The 17,909-nt window shown below is 61.5% G+C and carries 16 protein-coding genes; 15 read left to right on the plus strand and 1 reads right to left on the minus strand.

Annotated elements, in window-relative coordinates; all coding sequences use genetic code 11:
• Nucleotides 1–2: 2 nt before the first annotated feature.
• The 10 genes from nuoG to IB243_RS07755 are packed head-to-tail and all read left to right on the plus strand — an operon-like array spanning nt 3 to nt 10,694.
• Nucleotides 3–2,147 carry an NADH-quinone oxidoreductase subunit NuoG gene (nuoG, locus tag IB243_RS07710; protein ID WP_192426087.1) on the plus strand — a complete coding sequence of 715 codons (2,145 nt, stop codon included), beginning with the start codon at nt 3–5 and terminating at the stop codon, nt 2,145–2,147.
• Complete coding sequence (gene nuoH, locus IB243_RS07715; RefSeq protein WP_057269918.1) at nt 2,144–3,226, plus strand: NADH-quinone oxidoreductase subunit NuoH; 1,083 nt, start codon at nt 2,144–2,146, stop codon at nt 3,224–3,226. Before nuoG ends, nuoH begins: the two co-directional genes overlap by 4 nt.
• A gap of 12 nt (nt 3,227–3,238) precedes the next feature.
• Nucleotides 3,239–3,751, plus strand: coding sequence for an NADH-quinone oxidoreductase subunit NuoI (gene nuoI, locus IB243_RS07720; protein ID WP_010463942.1), 513 nt, complete (start codon nt 3,239–3,241; stop codon nt 3,749–3,751).
• 50 nt (nt 3,752–3,801) lie between these two features.
• On the plus strand, nt 3,802–4,470 hold the full coding sequence (locus IB243_RS07725; RefSeq protein ID WP_010463943.1) for an NADH-quinone oxidoreductase subunit J: 669 nt from the start codon (nt 3,802–3,804) through the stop codon (nt 4,468–4,470).
• The gene (gene nuoK, locus IB243_RS07730; RefSeq protein ID WP_005793248.1) at nt 4,467–4,775 is read left to right on the plus strand and encodes an NADH-quinone oxidoreductase subunit NuoK; all 309 of its coding nucleotides are present in this window, start codon (nt 4,467–4,469) and stop codon (nt 4,773–4,775) included. Before IB243_RS07725 ends, nuoK begins: the two co-directional genes overlap by 4 nt.
• A 31-nt stretch (nt 4,776–4,806) precedes the next feature.
• Entirely contained in the window at nt 4,807–6,855 is a 2,049-nt protein-coding gene (gene nuoL, locus IB243_RS07735) for an NADH-quinone oxidoreductase subunit L (RefSeq protein ID WP_192426089.1), read from the plus strand.
• Between the two features lie 12 nt (nt 6,856–6,867).
• Complete coding sequence (locus IB243_RS07740) at nt 6,868–8,343, plus strand: NADH-quinone oxidoreductase subunit M (RefSeq protein WP_192426091.1); 1,476 nt, start codon at nt 6,868–6,870, stop codon at nt 8,341–8,343.
• Between the two features lie 13 nt (nt 8,344–8,356).
• Nucleotides 8,357–9,850, plus strand: coding sequence for an NADH-quinone oxidoreductase subunit NuoN (nuoN, locus tag IB243_RS07745; RefSeq protein WP_192426093.1), 1,494 nt, complete (start codon nt 8,357–8,359; stop codon nt 9,848–9,850).
• A 25-nt stretch (nt 9,851–9,875) separates the two neighbouring features.
• Entirely contained in the window at nt 9,876–10,184 is a 309-nt protein-coding gene (locus IB243_RS07750; RefSeq protein ID WP_192426094.1) for a DUF2818 family protein, read from the plus strand.
• A 24-nt stretch (nt 10,185–10,208) separates the two neighbouring features.
• Nucleotides 10,209–10,694: a DUF1178 family protein gene (locus IB243_RS07755; protein WP_192426096.1), complete on the plus strand. Its 486-nt coding sequence runs from the start codon at nt 10,209–10,211 to the stop codon at nt 10,692–10,694.
• Nucleotides 10,695–10,859: 165 nt separating this feature from the next.
• On the opposite strand, the gene IB243_RS07760 is transcribed toward IB243_RS07755, so the two are convergent.
• Nucleotides 10,860–12,674, minus strand: a complete 1,815-nt coding sequence (locus tag IB243_RS07760; protein ID WP_192426102.1) for an ABC transporter transmembrane domain-containing protein — start codon at nt 12,672–12,674, stop codon at nt 10,860–10,862.
• 443 nt (nt 12,675–13,117) lie between these two features.
• Between IB243_RS07760 and IB243_RS07765 the strand changes: the two genes are divergently transcribed.
• From IB243_RS07765 to IB243_RS07785, 5 genes are all read left to right on the plus strand, one after another.
• A complete protein-coding gene (locus IB243_RS07765; RefSeq protein WP_192426103.1) occupies nt 13,118–13,888 on the plus strand; it encodes an ABC transporter ATP-binding protein in 771 nt (256 codons plus the stop codon).
• Entirely contained in the window at nt 13,888–14,601 is a 714-nt protein-coding gene (locus IB243_RS07770) for an ABC transporter ATP-binding protein (protein WP_010463951.1), read from the plus strand. Before IB243_RS07765 ends, IB243_RS07770 begins: the two co-directional genes overlap by 1 nt.
• 57 nt (nt 14,602–14,658) lie before the next feature.
• A complete protein-coding gene (locus IB243_RS07775; protein WP_057226913.1) occupies nt 14,659–15,855 on the plus strand; it encodes an ABC transporter substrate-binding protein in 1,197 nt (398 codons plus the stop codon).
• 130 nt (nt 15,856–15,985) lie between these two features.
• Nucleotides 15,986–16,870, plus strand: a complete 885-nt coding sequence (locus tag IB243_RS07780) for a branched-chain amino acid ABC transporter permease (RefSeq protein ID WP_010463953.1) — start codon at nt 15,986–15,988, stop codon at nt 16,868–16,870.
• 12 nt (nt 16,871–16,882) lie between these two features.
• Nucleotides 16,883–17,884, plus strand: coding sequence for a branched-chain amino acid ABC transporter permease (locus IB243_RS07785; protein ID WP_010463954.1), 1,002 nt, complete (start codon nt 16,883–16,885; stop codon nt 17,882–17,884).
• The last annotated feature ends 25 nt before the right edge of the window (nt 17,885–17,909 follow it).

Genomic DNA, 17,909 nt, shown 5'->3' on the forward strand with positions numbered 1-17,909 from the left:
ATATGGTTGAAATTGAACTGGACGGTCAGAAAGTGGAAGTCGCCGAAGGTTGCATGGTGATGCATGCAGCCGAGAAGGCGGGCACCTACATTCCACATTTCTGCTACCACAAGAAGCTTTCGATTGCCGCCAACTGCCGCATGTGCCTGGTGGATGTGGAAAAGGCACCCAAGCCCATGCCCGCCTGCGCCACGCCGGTGACGCAGGGCATGATCGTGCGCACCAAGAGCGACAAGGCCATCAAGGCCCAGCAGTCGGTCATGGAATTTTTGCTGATCAATCACCCGTTGGACTGCCCCATCTGTGACCAGGGTGGCGAGTGTCAGCTGCAGGATCTGGCGGTAGGCTACGGCGGATCTTCCTCGCGCTATGAGGAAGAAAAGCGCGTGGTGCCCGTCAAGGATGTGGGGCCGCTGATTTCCATGCAGGAAATGAGTCGCTGCATTCACTGCACCCGCTGCGTGCGCTTTGGCCAGGAGGTGGCTGGGGTGATGGAGTTGGGCATGATCCATCGCGGCGAGCATTCCGAAATCACCACGGTGACTGGTGACACGGTAGATTCAGAGCTTTCGGGCAACATGATCGACATCTGCCCCGTGGGTGCCTTGACCAGCAAGCCGTTCCGCTACAGCGCCCGTACCTGGGAGCTGTCGCGCCGCCGCTCGGTCAGCCCGCACGACTCCACCGGCGCCAACCTGATCGTTCAGGTCAAGAACCACAAGGTCATGCGCGTCGTGCCGCTGGAGAACGAAGCCGTCAACGAATGCTGGATCGCCGACCGTGACCGTTTCTCCTACGAATCGCTCAACAGCGACGAACGCCTGACCCAGCCCATGCTCAAGCAGGGCGGGGTGTGGAAGGAAGTCGACTGGCAGACTGCGCTCGAGTACGTGGCCAATGGCCTCAAGAGCATCAAGAACGACCACGGTGCCAAGAGCATCGGCGCTCTGGTGAGCCCGCACAGCACGGTCGAAGAGCTGTACCTGGCCAGTGCGCTGGTGCGCGGCATTGGCAGCGACAACATCGACTACCGCCTGCGCAATGCTGAGTTCGCTGCACCCGAAGGCATCCGTTGGCTGGGTACGTCCATCGCTTCCCTGTCCACGCTGCAACGCGTGCTGGTGGTGGGCTCCAACCTGCGCAAGGACCATCCGCTGTTCGCGCAGCGCATCCGACAGGCTGCCCGCCATGGCTGCCAGGTCACGGCTGTGGGCTCTGTGGCCCACGACTGGGCCATGCCTGTGTCGTCGTTCGTTGCGCAAAGCGCCAGCGAATGGGTGCAGACACTCGGCGGCATCGCCTCTGCAGTGGCACAGGAAAAGGGCGTGACCGCTCCTCAGGGCGCTGCAGCCTACGACGACGCCACCCAGGCCATCGCCCGCGCGCTGCTCGGCGGTGAGCGCAAAGCCGTGCTGCTGGGCAACGCCGCAGCGCACCATGCGCAGGCCACGCAATTGCTGTCGTTGGCCAACTGGATCGGCGAGCACACGGGTGCCTCGGTGGGCTACCTTACGGAAGCCGCCAACACGGTGGGCGCGCAGTTTGCGGGTGCTCATCCTGTGAACGGTGGATTGAATGCGGGTCAGATGCTCTCGGGTGGACTGAAGGCGGCTGTGCTGCTCAACACCGAGCCGGTCCATGACTCGGCGGCAGGTGCCAACGCTGCTGCTGCGCTGTCTGGTGCAGAGATGGTGGTGACCTTGAGCCCCTTCAAGGCCAACCTGGAGTTCAGTGACGTTCTGTTGCCAATTGCTCCCTTCACCGAAACCTCCGGCAGCTTCATCAACGCCGAAGGCCGCCTGCAGAGCTTCCATGCGGTGGTGCGCCCCCTGGGCGATACCCGCCCTGCGTGGAAGGTCCTGCGCGTGCTGGCCAACCTGCTGGGTGTGTCCGGTTTCGACTTCGAGACCTCGCAAGACGTGCTGGCACGCGCCACCAACGCCGCGGCCGGTACCGTCACGCAAGTGCCTGCTGAACAGCTGTCGAACCTGGTGACTGCGGTGCCTGCTGCGGCCGCAGCAGCCACGGCAACCGCCTGCGAGCCTGTGGTCGCTTCCATCTATCAACTCGACGGCCTCGTGCGCCGTTCCACGTCGCTGCAGCTCACCGCCGATGCGCGCACGGCACGTGAAGGAGTCGCCGCATGATCGACGCGATCTACAACGCGGGCCTGAACCTGCTTTCCTTTGGCTGGTGGACCGGCGTTGTCTGGCCCGTGCTCTGGATTTTGATCAAGATCGTCTGCATTTTGGCTCCTCTGATGGGCGCAGTGGCCTACCTCACGCTGTGGGAGCGCAAGCTGCTCGGCTTCATGCAGGTGCGCCATGGTCCCAACCGGGTTGGTCCACTCGGCTTGCTGCAACCGATTGCAGACGCTCTGAAGCTGCTGACCAAGGAAATCATCCAGCCTACGGCGGCCAGCAAGGGTCTGTTTGTATTGGGTCCCATCATGGCGATCATGCCGGCGCTTGCCGCATGGGTCGCGATCCCCTTCGGTCCCGATGTCGCGCTGGCCAACGTCAATGCCGGTTTGCTCTTGGTGATGGCGATTACCTCCATCGAAGTCTATGGCGTGATCATCGCCGGCTGGGCATCGAACTCCAAGTACGCCTTTTTGGGCGCACTGCGCGCCTCGGCGCAGATGGTGAGCTACGAAATCGCCATGGGCTTCTGCTTCCTGGTGGTGATCATGGTCTCGGGCAGCATGAACCTGACCGAAATCGTGATGTCCCAGTCCCGTGGTATGGCCGCAGACAAGGGCCTGGTATTCCTGTCCTGGAACTGGCTGCCGCTGCTGCCCATCTTTCTGGTGTACCTGATCTCCGGCGTGGCTGAAACCAACCGCCACCCCTTCGACGTGGTTGAGGGTGAAGCCGAAATCGTGGCCGGCCACATGGTCGAGTACTCGGGTATGGGTTTCGCCGTGTTTTTCCTGGCCGAATACGCCAGCATGTGGCTGGTGTCCATCCTGGCGGCGCTGATGTTCCTGGGCGGCTGGCTGTCGCCCATCGACAGCGTGCTGTTCAACTGGATTCCAGGCTGGATCTGGCTCGGCATCAAGACCTTCGTCGTGGTGTCCATGTTCATCTGGATTCGCGCCACCTTCCCGCGCTTTCGCTATGACCAGATCATGCGTCTGGGCTGGAAGATCTTCATTCCGGTCACCCTGGTGTGGCTGCTCATCGTCGGCGGGTGGTTGCTCTCGCCGTGGAACATCTGGAAATAAGCGGGGACACACATGACTGCTGTTGCTGCTGCTGCACCTTTCTCGTTCAAGGATTTCTTCAAGAGCTTCATGCTTGTGGAGCTGCTCAAGGGCATGGCCCTGACGGGCCGCTACGCCTTTCGCCGCAAGGTGACCGTGCAGTTCCCCGAAGAGAAGACACCCTTGTCGCCGCGCTTTCGCGGCCTGCATGCCCTGCGCCGTTACGACAATGGTGAAGAGCGCTGCATCGCCTGCAAGCTGTGCGAGGCGGTTTGCCCCGCCATGGCGATCACGATTGAATCGGACGTGCGTGCCGATGGCTCCCGCCGCACCACGCGCTATGACATTGATCTGACCAAGTGCATCTTTTGCGGTTTCTGCGAGGAAAGCTGCCCGGTGGATTCCATCGTGGAGACACACATCTTTGAGTACCACGGCGAGAAGCGTGGCGATCTGTATTTCACGAAGGACATGCTCCTGGCCGTGGGTGACCGGTACGAAGGTGAAATCGCGGCAGCCAAGGCTGCAGATGCCAAGTACCGCTGAGCGGTGCCTGGTTCAGCCTCTTTGCCAGACTTTCTATAAAGACCCGATTCATGGACGCCAAGACTGGTTTCTTCTATCTCTTCTCGGTGGTGCTGCTGTTTGCAGCCTTCCGGGTCATCACCGCGCGCAATCCTGTGCATGCTGTGCTCTATCTCATCCTCGCGTTCTCGCAGGCGGCCGCAGTTTGGTTGTTGCTCAAAGCCGAGTTTCTGGCCATTGCCCTTGTATTGGTGTACTTGGGCGCAGTGATGGTGCTCTTCCTGTTCGTCGTGATGATGTTGGACATCCATATCGATACGGTGCGCAAGGGTTTCTGGAAGCACTTTCCCCTCGCTGCTACCGTGGGTGCCTTGATTGCGCTGGAAATGGCCGCTGTGCTGATGGGCGGTTTCCGTGGCATGGACGAGCCAAAGGCCGTCGCTACGGCAGTGGATGCTGCAGGTCACGTGGTGCAGTACTCAAACACCAAGGCACTGGGCAAGCTGCTTTACACCGAATATCTCTATCCGGTGGAAATCGCAGCCGTGATCCTGCTGGTGGCCATGATCGCTGCCATCGCTCTGACTCTGCGCCAGCGCAAGGATAGCAAGGCCATCAATCCTTCCTTGCAGATCCGCGTGCGCGCTGCGGACCGTCTGGAAGTGGTGAAAGTTGCCGCGACCCAGAAGGCGGCGGACGAAGCACCGACTGAGACCGCTGCCGAGGAGAAAAAAGCATGACGCTGACTTTGGGCCATTTCCTGTCGCTGGGCGCGATGCTGTTCGCGCTGGCCGTGATCGGCATTTTCCTGAACCGCAAAAACCTGATTGTGCTGCTGATGGCGATCGAGTTGATGCTGCTGGCGGTCAACATGAACTTCGTGGCGTTTTCGCACTACCTGGGCGACATGCATGGCCAGGTGTTCGTGTTCTTCATCCTGACAGTGGCAGCTGCCGAGTCGGCCATCGGTCTGGCCATCCTGGTGCTCCTGTTCCGCAACAAGTCCAGCATCAACGCGGAAGACCTCAACACCCTCAAGGGTTGATGGGTCGCCAGCATTCCCAAGGTTCTCAAGAATGAGTCAAACCCTCTCTGCTTCAACGCTCCTGGCCGTGCCGCTGGCACCGCTGGCGGGCGCATTGCTGGCCGGTATTTTCGGCACGACCTTCGGTGGTAACTGGATCGGTCGACGACTTTCCCACACCCTCACCATCCTGGGCGTGCTGGTCGCGTTCGTGCTGTCTGCGATGACGCTCAAGAGCGTGGCGCTGGACGGTGCCCGCTTCAACGAGACGCTCTACACCTGGATGGTGGTGGGCGGCCTCAAGATGGAGGTCGGTTTCCTGATCGACAGCCTCACCGCCATGATGATGGTGGTCGTGACCTTCGTGTCGCTGATGGTGCACATCTACACCATCGGCTACATGGAGGAAGACGACGGCTACAACCGTTTCTTTGCCTACATCTCCCTGTTCACGTTCTCCATGCTCATGCTCGTCATGAGCAACAACCTGCTGCAGCTGTTCTTCGGCTGGGAAGCCGTGGGCCTGGTGTCCTACCTGCTGATCGGCTTCTGGTTCAACAAGCCCACGGCGATCTTCGCCAACATGAAGGCGTTCCTGGTCAACCGCGTGGGCGACTTCGGCTTCATCCTGGGCATCGGCCTGATCGCGGCCTACACCGGCACGCTCAACTACAGCGAGATCTTCGCCAAGGCTGGCGAACTGGGCGGTCTGCCGTTCCCGGGCACCGACTGGATGCTGATCACCGTCATCTGTATCTGCCTGTTCATCGGCGCGATGGGCAAGTCCGCCCAGTTCCCGCTGCACGTGTGGCTGCCCGATTCGATGGAAGGCCCAACCCCCATCTCGGCACTGATCCACGCGGCCACCATGGTGACTGCCGGCATCTTCATGGTGTCGCGCATGTCGCCGCTGTTTGAGCTGTCGGACACCGCGCTCAACTTCATCCTGATCATCGGTGCCATCACGGCGCTGTTCATGGGCTTCCTGGGCATCATCCAGAACGACATCAAGCGTGTGGTGGCTTATTCGACGCTCTCGCAGCTTGGCTACATGACCGTGGCCTTGGGGGCATCGGCATACTCGGTGGCCGTGTTCCACCTGATGACCCACGCGTTCTTCAAGGCGCTGCTGTTCCTGGGGGCAGGTTCGGTCATCATGGGTATGCACCACAACCAGGACATCCGCTGGATGGGCGGCGTGCGCAAGTACATGCCCATCACCTGGATCACGTCGCTGCTGGGTTCGCTTGCACTGATTGGCACGCCCCTGTTCGCGGGTTTCTACTCCAAGGACAGCATCATCGAGGCGGTGCATTTCAGCCACCTGCCCGCAGCCGGTTTTGCGCACTTTGCCGTGCTAGCAGGCGTGTTCATTACGGCGTTCTACTCGTTCCGCATGTACTTCCTGGTCTTCCACGGCAAGGAACGGTTCGACCAGAACCCCGACGCACACCATGATGCGCACCACGACGACCATGGCCACGGCCATGACGATCACCATGAGCCGCACGAGTCTCCATGGGTGGTAACGGTGCCCCTGGTGCTGCTGGCCATTCCATCGGTGGTAGTGGGTTTCATGTTCATCCAGCCCATGCTGTTCGGCGACTTTTTCAAGGGCGTGATCTTTGTCGATGCGGTCAAACACCCTGCGATGGCCAAGCTGGCGGAGATCTTCCACGGCCCGGTAGCGATGGCCCTGCACGGGCTTCAGACCGCACCATTCTGGCTGGCAGCGGCTGGTGTGGCCCTGTCGTACTACATGTACATGGTGAACCCGGCCTTGCCTGCCGCGATCAAGCGCACCTGCATGCCGATCTACACGCTGTTCGAAAACAAGTACTACCTCGACTGGATCAACGAGAACATCCTGGCCCGTGGTGCACGTGCTCTGGGGGTTGGCCTGTGGAAGGTTGGCGACCAAGCCATCATCGACGGCGCTCTCGTGAATGGGTCATGGAAGGCGGTACGAGGGGTTTCCGGCATCGTGCGCTGGATGCAGTCGGGCTTTATCTTCCACTACGCACTGGTGATGATCCTGGGTGTCTTCGCACTGATGACCTGGTTTGTCTGGGGCGACGCTCTCTTGCAGCTCATCAAATAAGGAAAACAACAAATGGGTCTGTTGAGTCTTGCAATCTGGACACCGATTGCCTTCGGTGTGCTGCTGCTGGCCATTGGGCGGGATGAGCATGCCCGTGCGGTGCGCTGGCTGGCGTTGGTGGGGGCTGTGATTGGCTTCCTGGTGACACTGCCCCTGTACGACGGCTTCCAGTTGGGCACGGCGGCGATGCAGTTTGTCGAGAAGGCTGCCTGGATCGAGCGTTTCAATGTCCATTACCACCTGGGTGTGGACGGCATCTCGTTCTGGTTCGTGCCGCTGACGGCGTTCATCACGGTCATCGTGGTTTTGGCTTCGTGGGAGTCCATCACCGAGCGCGTCAACCAGTACATGGGGGCGTTCCTGATCCTGTCGGGCCTCATGGTTGGCGTGTTCACGGCGTTGGACGGCATGCTGTTCTACGTGTTCTTCGAAGCCACGCTGATTCCGATGTACCTGATCATCGGTATCTGGGGCGGTCCCAACAAGATCTACGCGGCGTTCAAGTTCTTCCTGTACACGCTGCTTGGCTCGCTGCTCATGCTGATAGCGCTGATTTTCTTGTACAACCAGTCGGGCGGCAGCTTTGACATTGCCACGTGGCACCAGTTGCCTCTGAGCCGCACGGCGCAGACTCTGCTGTTCTTTGCCTTCTTTGCGGCTTTTGCCGTGAAGGTGCCCATGTGGCCGGTGCACACCTGGCTGCCCGACGTGCACGTGGAGGCGCCCACTGGCGGCTCCGCCGTGCTGGCGGCCATCATGCTTAAGCTCGGCGCCTACGGCTTCCTGCGCTTCTCGATGCCCATCGCCCCCGACGCCTCGCGCGAATGGGCCTGGCTGATGATCGCGCTGTCGCTGATCGCCGTGATCTACGTGGGCCTCGTGGCCATGGTCCAGAAGGACATGAAAAAGCTGGTGGCGTACTCGTCCGTGGCGCACATGGGCTTTGTGACCCTGGGTTTCTTCATCTTCAACGACCTGGGCGTCTCCGGCGGCCTGGTGCAGATGATTGCCCACGGCTTCGTCTCGGGTGCGATGTTCCTTTCCATCGGCGTGCTCTACGACCGCGTGCACTCCCGCGAGATCGCTGCCTATGGTGGCGTGGTCAACACCATGCCCAACTTCACGGCGTTTGCACTGCTGTTTGCGATGGCCAATTGCGGCCTGCCGGGCACTGCCGGTTTTGTGGGCGAGTGGATGGTGATCCTTGGCGCCGTCAAGGCCAACTTCTGGATCGGACTGGCTGCCGCCACCGCGCTGATCTTTGGTGCGGCCTACACCCTGTGGATGTTCAAGCGCGTGTACCTGGGGCCTGTGGGCAATGACAACGTCAAGGGCCTGACGGACATCGACAGCCGTGAATTCCTGGTGCTCGCCCTGCTGGGCATCGCCGTGCTGGCCATGGGCCTGTATCCCCGTCCGTTCACGGACGTGATGGACACCTCGGTGGCGGAGCTGCTTAAGCACGTTGCGCTGTCCAAGCTGAACTAAGAGATTCAAGAAGATGATTGACAACATCAGCTGGCTCGCGATTTACCCCGAAATCGTGCTGTTGACCATGGCCTGCGTGATTGCGCTGGTCGATCTGGGCGTGCACAGTGCCCGCCGCACTGCTACCTACGTACTGACCCTGCTGACGCTGGCCGTGGTGGCAGGTCTGCAGGCGATGTATGCCAGCAGTGGCAATACCTTCTACGGTTTTGGCAACATGGTGGTCAGCGACGCCATGGGCAACTGGCTCAAGTGTTTTGCCACCGTGGCCATGATGATCACGTTGGTTTACGGGCGCCCCTATGCGGCGGATCGCGGCATGCTGCGCGGTGGTGAAATGTTCACGCTTTCGATGTTCGCGCTGCTGGGCATGTTCATCATGATCTCGGGCAACAACTTTCTCGTGATCTATCTGGGACTGGAGCTGCTGACGCTGTCAAGCTACGCGCTCGTGGCCCTGCGCCGCGACAACGCCACGGCCACCGAAGCGGCCATGAAGTACTTCGTACTGGGCGCGATGGCCAGCGGTTTCCTGCTGTACGGCCTGTCCATGATCTACGGAGCCACTGGCTCGCTCGATATCGGCCAGGTGTTCAAGGCTGTCAATTCGGGCCAGATTCGCCACCAAGTGCTGGTGTTCGGCCTCGTCTTCGTGGTGGCTGGTCTGGCTTTCAAGCTGGGTGTGGTGCCTTTCCACATGTGGATTCCCGACGTGTACCAGGGCGCTCCCACGGCGGTCACGCTCATGATCGGTGGCGCGCCCAAGCTGGCAGCATTTGCCATCACCATACGCCTGCTGGTGGACGGCTTGCTGCCCCTGGCGATCGACTGGCAGCAGATGCTGGCGGTGCTGTCCATTGGTTCGCTGCTCGTGGGCAACCTTGCGGCCATTGCGCAGACCAATCTGAAGCGCATGTTGGCGTACTCCACGATTTCACAGATGGGCTTTGTGCTGCTGGGCCTGATGTCGGGTGTGGTGAATGGCAATGTGGATGCCACCGCTGTGGAGAATGCCTACAGCGCCTCGATGTTCTACGTGGTGACCTACGTGCTCACCACCCTGGCGGCCTTCGGCGTGATTTTGCTGCTGGCCCGTGAAGGCTTCGAGAGCGAAGAGATTTCAGACTTTGCGGGCCTCAACCAGCGCAGCCCGCTCTACGCTGGCGTGATGGCAGTGTGCCTGTTCTCCATGGCTGGTATTCCTCCGCTGGTGGGTTTCTACGCCAAGCTGGCCGTGCTGCAGGCGTTGGTGGCCTCAGGCCAGAGCCTTTACATCGCGATGGCGGTGTTCGCAGTGATCATGTCGTTGATTGGCGCGTTCTACTACCTGCGGGTCGTCAAGGTCATGTACTTCGATGCACCTCTGACGGCTTCGAGCGTCTCCGCACCAGTGGATGTGCGTGTCGTGCTGACCCTCAATGGCGCGCTCCTTCTGGTGCTGGGCCTTTTGCCCGGTGGCCTGATGGCCCTCTGCGCTGACGCTGTTGTGCGCGCGTTGGCAACCTGAGCCTTATCCGCTTTCTGCTGCTCCTGTGTCGCTTACCGGGTCCGTCTGGCTGGTCATTGTGGCAGCCTTCATCGCTGCCAATCTGCCATTTGTAAACCACCGCTGGTTAGCGGTGGGGCCTGTGGCTGCGGCCCCGCGCAAGCCGCTGGTGGGCCGTCTTGCCGAGCTCATCCTGCTGTACTTTCTGGTGGGTGGCCTGGCGCTGCTGCTGGAGCGCAGGGCAGGGCAGATTGCGCCGCAAAGCTGGGAGTTCTATGCGATCACTGGGACGCTGTTTCTCACGCTGGCCTTTCCGGGTTTTGTCTATCGTTACCTGCTGCGCCGCCACGGTTGATGGCCTGCGCATCTTGGTATCGCCATGAAGGTCCTTGATCTCCAATGCCAGCTGGGCCATGTCTTTGAAGGCTGGTTCGCGTCGGAAGACGACTTTCAGAGCCAGAAGCAGCGCGGCTTGGTGCAATGTCCGCTGTGTGCCGACGATCACATTGAAAAACGCCTGAGCGCCCCCCGGTTGAACCTGGGTGCCCGCGCGCCGTCTTCCGCATCGGTTGAGCCCAGGCCGTCAGCTTCATCCGATGGCGGCACCCTTCAGGTCGGAACCTCTCCGGCCCTTTCCCCTGTGCTGCAAGCCGCCTGGCTGGAGCTGGCCCGCAAGATCGTGGCAAATACCGAGGATGTGGGCGCGCATTTTGCACAGGAGGCGCGGCGCATGCACCACGGCAAAGTTCAGGAGCGCGCGATTCGAGGACAGGCCACTCCGGGCGAAGCGATGGAGTTGCTGGAGGAGGGCATCGCCGTCATGCCCTTGCCGCTGCCCGCCGCCGCCAAGGAAACCCTCCAGTAGCTGTCCGGCCTTTGGTGCCACCAAAAATATCAGTCTTTTTGCTGCCTAGCGCTTGTCTGATCAATAGTTTTTGCTATCAATTTAATATCAATTGACTTGCGCCGAATGTAGTGCGGACCCAAGTCCCTTGAAGCCCCTGGCGATGGCAATGCCGCTTGTGGGAACCTACACCGTGAACTGCAGGGCCGCCAAGCGGGCGTAGACGCCGCCTTGCGCCAGCAGTGCCGTGTGGGTGCCTTGCTCCACGATGCGCCCATGTTCCAGCACCACAATGCGGTCCGCGTTCTGCACAGTGGCCAGCCGGTGGGCAATGACCAGCGTGGTGCGGCGTCCCGTATGGCGCTGCATGGCGGTGTCCAGCGCCGCCTGCACCATGCGTTCGCTTTCGGCGTCCAGCGCACTCGTGGCTTCGTCCAGCAGCAGCAGGGGCGGGTTTTTGAGCATCGCCCGGGCGATGGCAATGCGCTGGCGCTGGCCACCGGACAGCCGCACGCCCCGTTCTCCCAGGAAAGTGCCATAGCCCTCGGGCAGTGCCATGAGGAAGTCGTGTGCAAATGCAGCGCGTGTGGCCGCCATGACTTCTTCGTCCGTGGCCTGAGGGCGCCCGTATCGGATGTTGTCCATGGCCGAGGCGGAGAAGATCACGGCATCCTGCGGCACGGTGCCCGTATGCGAGCGCAGGGTTTCCAGCCGCAGTTGGCGGATGTCCACACCGTTAAGGCGGATGGCGCCCTGGCCCTGATCGTCCGCACCGTTGTCTACGTCGTAGAAGCGTTGCAGCAGCTGGAACACGGTGGTCTTGCCGGCACCGCTGGCGCCCACCAGCGCCACGGTTTCGCCCGGTGCCAGGCGTAGTGAAAAGTCGTGCAGGGCGGGCTGGTCAGGGCGGGAGGGATAGTGGAACAGAACGTTTTCAAATTCCACCTCCAGGCCCCGATCAGACAGAGGCAGGTCTTGCGGCAGGGCCGGGTCCGCCACGGGCGATCGGCTCGCCAGCAACTCCATCAGCCGCTCCGTGGCGCCTGCTGCGCGCAGCAGGTCGCCATAGACCTCGCCCAGCACGGCCACGGCACCGGCCAGCAGGATCACGTACACCACCGTCTGCCCCAGATGTCCGGCGGTCATCTTGCCCGCAAGCACCGCCTCCGTGCCCCGGTACAGCCCCCAGAGCAGCAGTGCAGCGTTCGCAATGATGATGAAGGCCACCAGCAGAGCGCGAGCCCGGGAGCGCTTGACGGCGACCAGGAACGCGTTCTCGGTGGCATGCATGAAGCGGCTGGTCTCGCGGGGTTCGGCGGTGTAGCTTTGCACCACCGGCACGGCGTTGAGCACCTCGGCTGCGATGGCGCTCGAATCGGCAACCCGGTCCTGGCTGTCGCGCGACAGGCGGCGTACGCGCCGTCCGATCCACATGGTCGGCAGCACCACCAGCACCACGGCCACCAGCACGATCGACATCACGTAGGGGTTGGTCCACACCAGCACTGCCAGCGCACCCACTCCCATGACGGCATTGCGCAGTCCCATCGACAGGGACGAGCCCACCACGGTCTGTACCAGCGTGGTGTCGGCGGTCAAGCGTGACAGCACTTCGCCGGTCTGGGTGGTTTCAAAGAACTGTGGGCTTTGCTGCAGCACATGGCCGTACACAGCATTGCGCAAGTCGGCGGTCACCCGTTCGCCCAGCCAGCTCACCATGTAAAAACGCGCGGCGGAGAACACCCCGAGTGCCACCGCCACTGCGAACAGCGCCTCGAAGTGATTGCGCAGTGCCATGGTCTGCGCGCCATTGTCGGCGTTCACCAGTCCACCATCCACCAGGTTGCGCAGGGCGAGGGGAAACGCCAGGGTGGCGAGGGCCGCGAGCACCAGGAACACCACCGACAAGGCGATGCGCGTACGGTACGGCCGCAGAAAAGGTAGCAGCCCGGTCAGGGAGCGGGGGGCGCCGCGCGTGGGTTGGGTGGGGGGAGAAGCCATGGGGGCAGTGTAGAGGTGCGCCCGCGTGCAGGCCCATGGCACGGGAATCGGCCCCCGACCGGCAGGTGTTTTCCACCGGCGGTTTCGCAGGTCCTGCGCAAGCGGGCACCAAATGGTGCAACCGGCAGGGCGGGTGTCAGAAAAGAGTCAGTGTTTTACCCGTCGCGGTGGCGTGTCTCTACGGGCAAATCACAGACTGCGTCGCGCAGGTGCAGCCGGACAAAGCCATGGGGGACAGGCGATGCAGTGGCTGTGCGTGGCTGGCTGGAGCGCGCAGGCATGCCTCGCCGTATCGGGAGCGTAGGCGTTTATACATAGGCATTAGTCCCAGTATCTACTGCAGGGTAGGGGGGCATACGATGCACTGCGATCCCAACGCACGCACGAAGACCTTGTCGGCCAAGGCTTTTTTCCTCAGCACCCAACGGAGCGACCCAGGCGCAATGAGCGACGTCATTCTTGAAACCCACAGCCTGACCAAAGAGTTCAAGGGCTTCACTGCCGTCAGCGATGTGAACCTGGCGGTCCGCCGGGGCTCCATCCATGCGCTGATTGGCCCCAACGGCGCAGGCAAGACCACGTGCTTCAACCTGCTGACCAAGTTTCTCACGCCCACTTCGGGCACCATTCGTTTCAACGGGCACGACATCACGCGCGAGGAGCCTGCGCAGATCGCCCGCCGTGGCGTGATCCGCTCGTTCCAGATCTCGGCGGTGTTCCCCCACCTCACGTTGATGGAGAACGTGCGCCTGGGCCTGCAGCGCAAGCTTGGCACCTCATTTCACTTCTGGCGCAGCGAGCGCACCCTGCGCCAGCTGGACGACCGTGCCATGCAGCTGCTGACCGAGGTAGGGCTTGCAGACCTGGCCGACGAAGTGACCGTGAATCTCCCCTACGGCCGCAAGCGCGCGCTGGAGATCGCCACCACACTCGCCATGGAGCCCGAGCTGATGCTGCTCGATGAGCCCACGCAAGGCATGGGCCATGAAGACGTGGACCGCGTCACGCAACTGATCAAGAAGGTCTCTATCGGCCGCACCATTTTGATGGTGGAGCACAACATGAAAGTCGTCTCGACCATTGCAGACCGCATTACCGTGCTGCAGCGTGGCGCCGTGCTGGCCGAAGGGCCCTACGAAGAAGTCTCGAACAACCCGCAAGTCATGGAAGCCTACATGGGCACCACCGACGGCCAACTCCAGGGAGCGCATTGATGGCTGCCGCTCCCGCCCTCGAAATCAAGAACCTCGAAGCCTGGTACGGTGAATCGCACGTGCTGCATGGCGTGAACATCGTCGTGCAGCCCGGCGAGGTGGTCACGCTGCTCGGTCGCAATGGTGCCGGCCGCACCACCACCATGCGCGCCATCATGGGTCTGACCGGTGCACGCAAGGGGTCGGTCAAGATCCACGGCGTGGAAACGGTGAACATGCCCACGCACCGCATCGCGCACTTGGGTGTGGGCTACTGCCCGGAAGAGCGTGGCATCTTCTCCAGCCTTTCTTGCGAAGAAAACCTGCTCCTGCCCCCGGCACTGAAGACCGGCACGCCCGGCATGTCGGTGCAGGAGATCTACGCCATGTTTCCCAACCTGGCAGAGCGCAAGAACAGCCAGGGCACACGCCTGTCCGGGGGCGAGCAGCAGATGCTGGCCGTGGCCCGCATCCTGCGCACTGGCGCCAAGCTGCTGTTGCTCGACGAGATTTCCGAAGGCCTGGCGCCCGTCATCGTGCAGGCCCTGGCCCGCATGATCACCATGCTGCGCGAGAAGGGCTACACCGTGGTCATGGTCGAGCAGAACTTCCGCTTTGCCGCGCCGCTGGCAGACCGCTTCTATGTCATGGAGCATGGCCGCATCGTGGAGAAATTCGGTGCGTCGGAGCTGGAAGAAAAGATGCCTGTCCTCACCGAACTTCTGGGCGTTTGAACGCGACCAGAAGTCTTGCTTCCCGTTTTCTTCAACCACACCCACAGGAGACAATCCATGAAGAACAAACTCAAAGTGCTGGCACTGATGCTGGGCGCTGCCGGCCTGGCCACCTCGGCCGCGCATGCGCAAGACAAGGTCAAAATCGGGTTCATTACCGACATGTCCAGCCTGTACGCCGATGTGGAGGGCAAGAACGGTGCGGTGGCCATCCAGATGGCGATTGACGATTTTGGTGGCAAGGTGCTGGGCATGCCCATCGAGTTGCTGACGGCTGACCACCAGAACAAGGCCGACATCGCAGCCTCCAAGGCACGCGAGTGGATCGACACCCAGGGCCTGACCATGCTGTTTGGCGGCACCAACTCCGGCACAGCCCTCGCGTCGGCCAAGGTGGCTGCCGAGAAGAAGCGCGTGTACATCAACAACGGTGCTGCCAGCTCGGCGCTGACCAATGACCAGTGCACACCCTACACCGTGCACTATGCGTATGACACCGTGGCGCTGGCCAAGGGCACAGGTTCTGCCATTGTGGATACCGGCGGCAAGTCCTGGTACTTCCTCACGGCGGACTATGCGTTTGGTCATGCACTGGAAGCCGACACCAGCACCGTGGTCAAGGCCAAGGGCGGCACCGTGGTGGGCACGGTGCGCCATCCGCTCAACGCGTCCGACTTTTCATCCTTCCTGCTGCAGGCACAGAATTCCAAGGCCCAGATCCTGGGCCTGGCCAATGCAGGGGGTGACACCATCAATGCCATCAAGGCCGCCAAGGAGTTCGGCATTGGCAAGAGCATGAAGCTCGCGGGCCTGCTGATCTTCATCAGCGACGTGCACAGCCTGGGCCTGCGCAATACCGAAGGCCTGCAGTTCACCACCAGCTGGTATTGGGATCTGAACGACGACACGCGCAAGTTTGCGGCGCGCTTCTTCGAAAAGACCAAGCGCATGCCCACCGAAATCCAGGCGGCTGACTACTCCGCCACGATGAACTACCTCAAGGCCGTGGAAGCGGCCAAGAGCGTGGACGCCGACAAGGTCATGACCACATGGCGTGGCATGAAGATGAACGACTTCTTTGCATCGGGCCAGTTGCGCGCCGATGGCCGCTACGTGCATGACATGTACCTGATGGAAGTGAAGAAGCCCGCCGAGTCCACCAAGCCCTGGGACTATTACAAGCTCGTCAAGAAGCTGCCCGGCGACTCGGTGTTCACCACCAAGGCCGAGAGCAAATGCGCGCTCTGGAAATAGCCCGCTGACAAGGTACCGGCAAGCCCCAGGGTCCATCCCCTGGGGCTTGCCGCAGCAGCCTGATGGCGTGTACCAGATGCCTTCTTCCCCCCTGACCTGACCCGATCACCACCACCTGCCGCTGCCTCCCATGGAAATCTTTGGTGTCTCATTGCCGGGCCTGCTGAGCCAGCTCCTTCTGGGGCTGGTCAATGGCTCGTTCTATGCCATTCTCAGCCTCGGACTTGCCGTGATCTTCGGCCTGCTCAACGTCATCAACTTTGCCCATGGGGCGCTGTTCATGACGGGGGCCCTGATGACCTGGATGGCCATGAACTACTTCGGCATCAACTACTGGTGGATGCTGGTGTTGGCTCCGCTGGTGGTGGGCTTGTTCGGGGTGTTGATCGAGCGCCTGTTGCTGCGCTGGATCTACAAGCTCGATCATCTTTATGGCCTGTTGCTCACACTGGGTCTCACGCTGCTGATTGAAGGCGTGTTCCGTTCCATCTACGGTGTATCGGGCCTGGGCTACGACACGCCAGAACTGCTGGAAGGTGCCACCAATCTCGGCTTCATGATCCTGCCCAACTACCGGGCCTGGGTGGTTGTGGCCTCGGTGGTGGTGTGTCTTGCCACCTGGTATGTGATTGAAAAAACCAAGCTTGGCGCCTACCTGCGCGCCGGCACCGAGAACCCCCGCCTGGTGGAAGCCTTCGGCATCAATGTGCCTGTGATGGTGACACTGACCTATGCCTTTGGGGCCGCGCTGGCCGCCTTTGCCGGTGTGCTCGCTGCACCGGTGTACCAGGTCACGCCGCTCATGGGCCAGAACCTCATCATCGTGGTGTTTGCCGTGGTGGTGATTGGTGGCATGGGTTCCATCATGGGCTCCATCCTGACGGGATTGGGGCTGGGCGTCATCGAAGGTTTTACCAAGGTGTTCTACCCGGAAGCGTCTTCCACCGTGGTGTTTGTCATCATGGTCATCGTTCTCCTCATTCGCCCCGCCGGCCTGTTCGGCAAAGAGAAATAAGGGGCCGCCAGCATGAATCTCAAGAACACTGCCTCCATCGGTTATGGGCTACTGCTGCTGGCCCTGATTGCCGCGCCATTCCTTGGCGCCTATCCCATCTTTGTGATGAAGCTCATGTGCTTTGCACTGTTTGCTTCGGCGTTCAACCTGCTGTTGGGCTACACCGGCCTGCTGTCTTTCGGGCACGCTGCCTTCCTGGGGGGGGCGGCCTATGTGGCCGGGCATGCCATCAAGGTCTGGGGGCTCACGCCCGAAGTGGGACTGCTGCTGGGAACGCTCGGCGGAGCCTTGCTGGGCCTGCTGTTCGGCTGGCTGGCCATCCGTCGCCAGGGCATCTATTTTTCAATGATCACGCTCGCGCTGGCGCAGATGCTGTTCTTTGTCTGTCTGCAGGCGCCCTTCACCGGGGGTGAAGATGGCCTCCAAGGCGTGCCACGCGGCAAGCTCTTTGGCCTGATTGATCTGCAAAGCGATCTGGTCATGTACTACGTGGCGCTGGTCATCGTGGTGCTGGCATTCCTCGTCATCGTGCGGACCATCCATTCACCGTTTGGCCAGGTGCTCAAGGGCATCAAGGAAAACGAACCCCGTGCCATCTCGCTGGGCTATGACACCCACCGCTTCAAGCTGCTCGCCTTCGTGCTGTCGGCCGCGCTGGCGGGGCTGGCGGGTTCGCTCAAGACCCTGGTGCTGGGCTTTGCCACGCTGTCGGACGTGCACTGGACCGCCTCGGGCCAGGTCATCCTGATGACGCTGGTCGGGGGCCTGGGCACCCTGTCGGGGCCGCTCATCGGCTCGGCCGTGGTGGTGCTGCTCGAAAACAAGATTGGTGAGTTCGGCAACCTGCTGGCCGCCCTGACGAGTGTGGAGTGGTTCAAGACGCTGGGTGAGTCAGTCACCATGGTCACGGGCCTGATTTTCGTGGTCTGCGTACTGGCTTTTCGCCGCGGCATCATGGGTGAGATCATCGCCTGGTTGGCACAGCGCCGTGCCGATGGCCCAGCCAAACACTGACGTTGTGGCCGCTTATACCGGGCGG

Source organism: Acidovorax sp. ACV01, from assembly GCF_014851495.1.
Taxonomy (GTDB): domain Bacteria; phylum Pseudomonadota; class Gammaproteobacteria; order Burkholderiales; family Burkholderiaceae_C; genus Acidovorax; species Acidovorax radicis.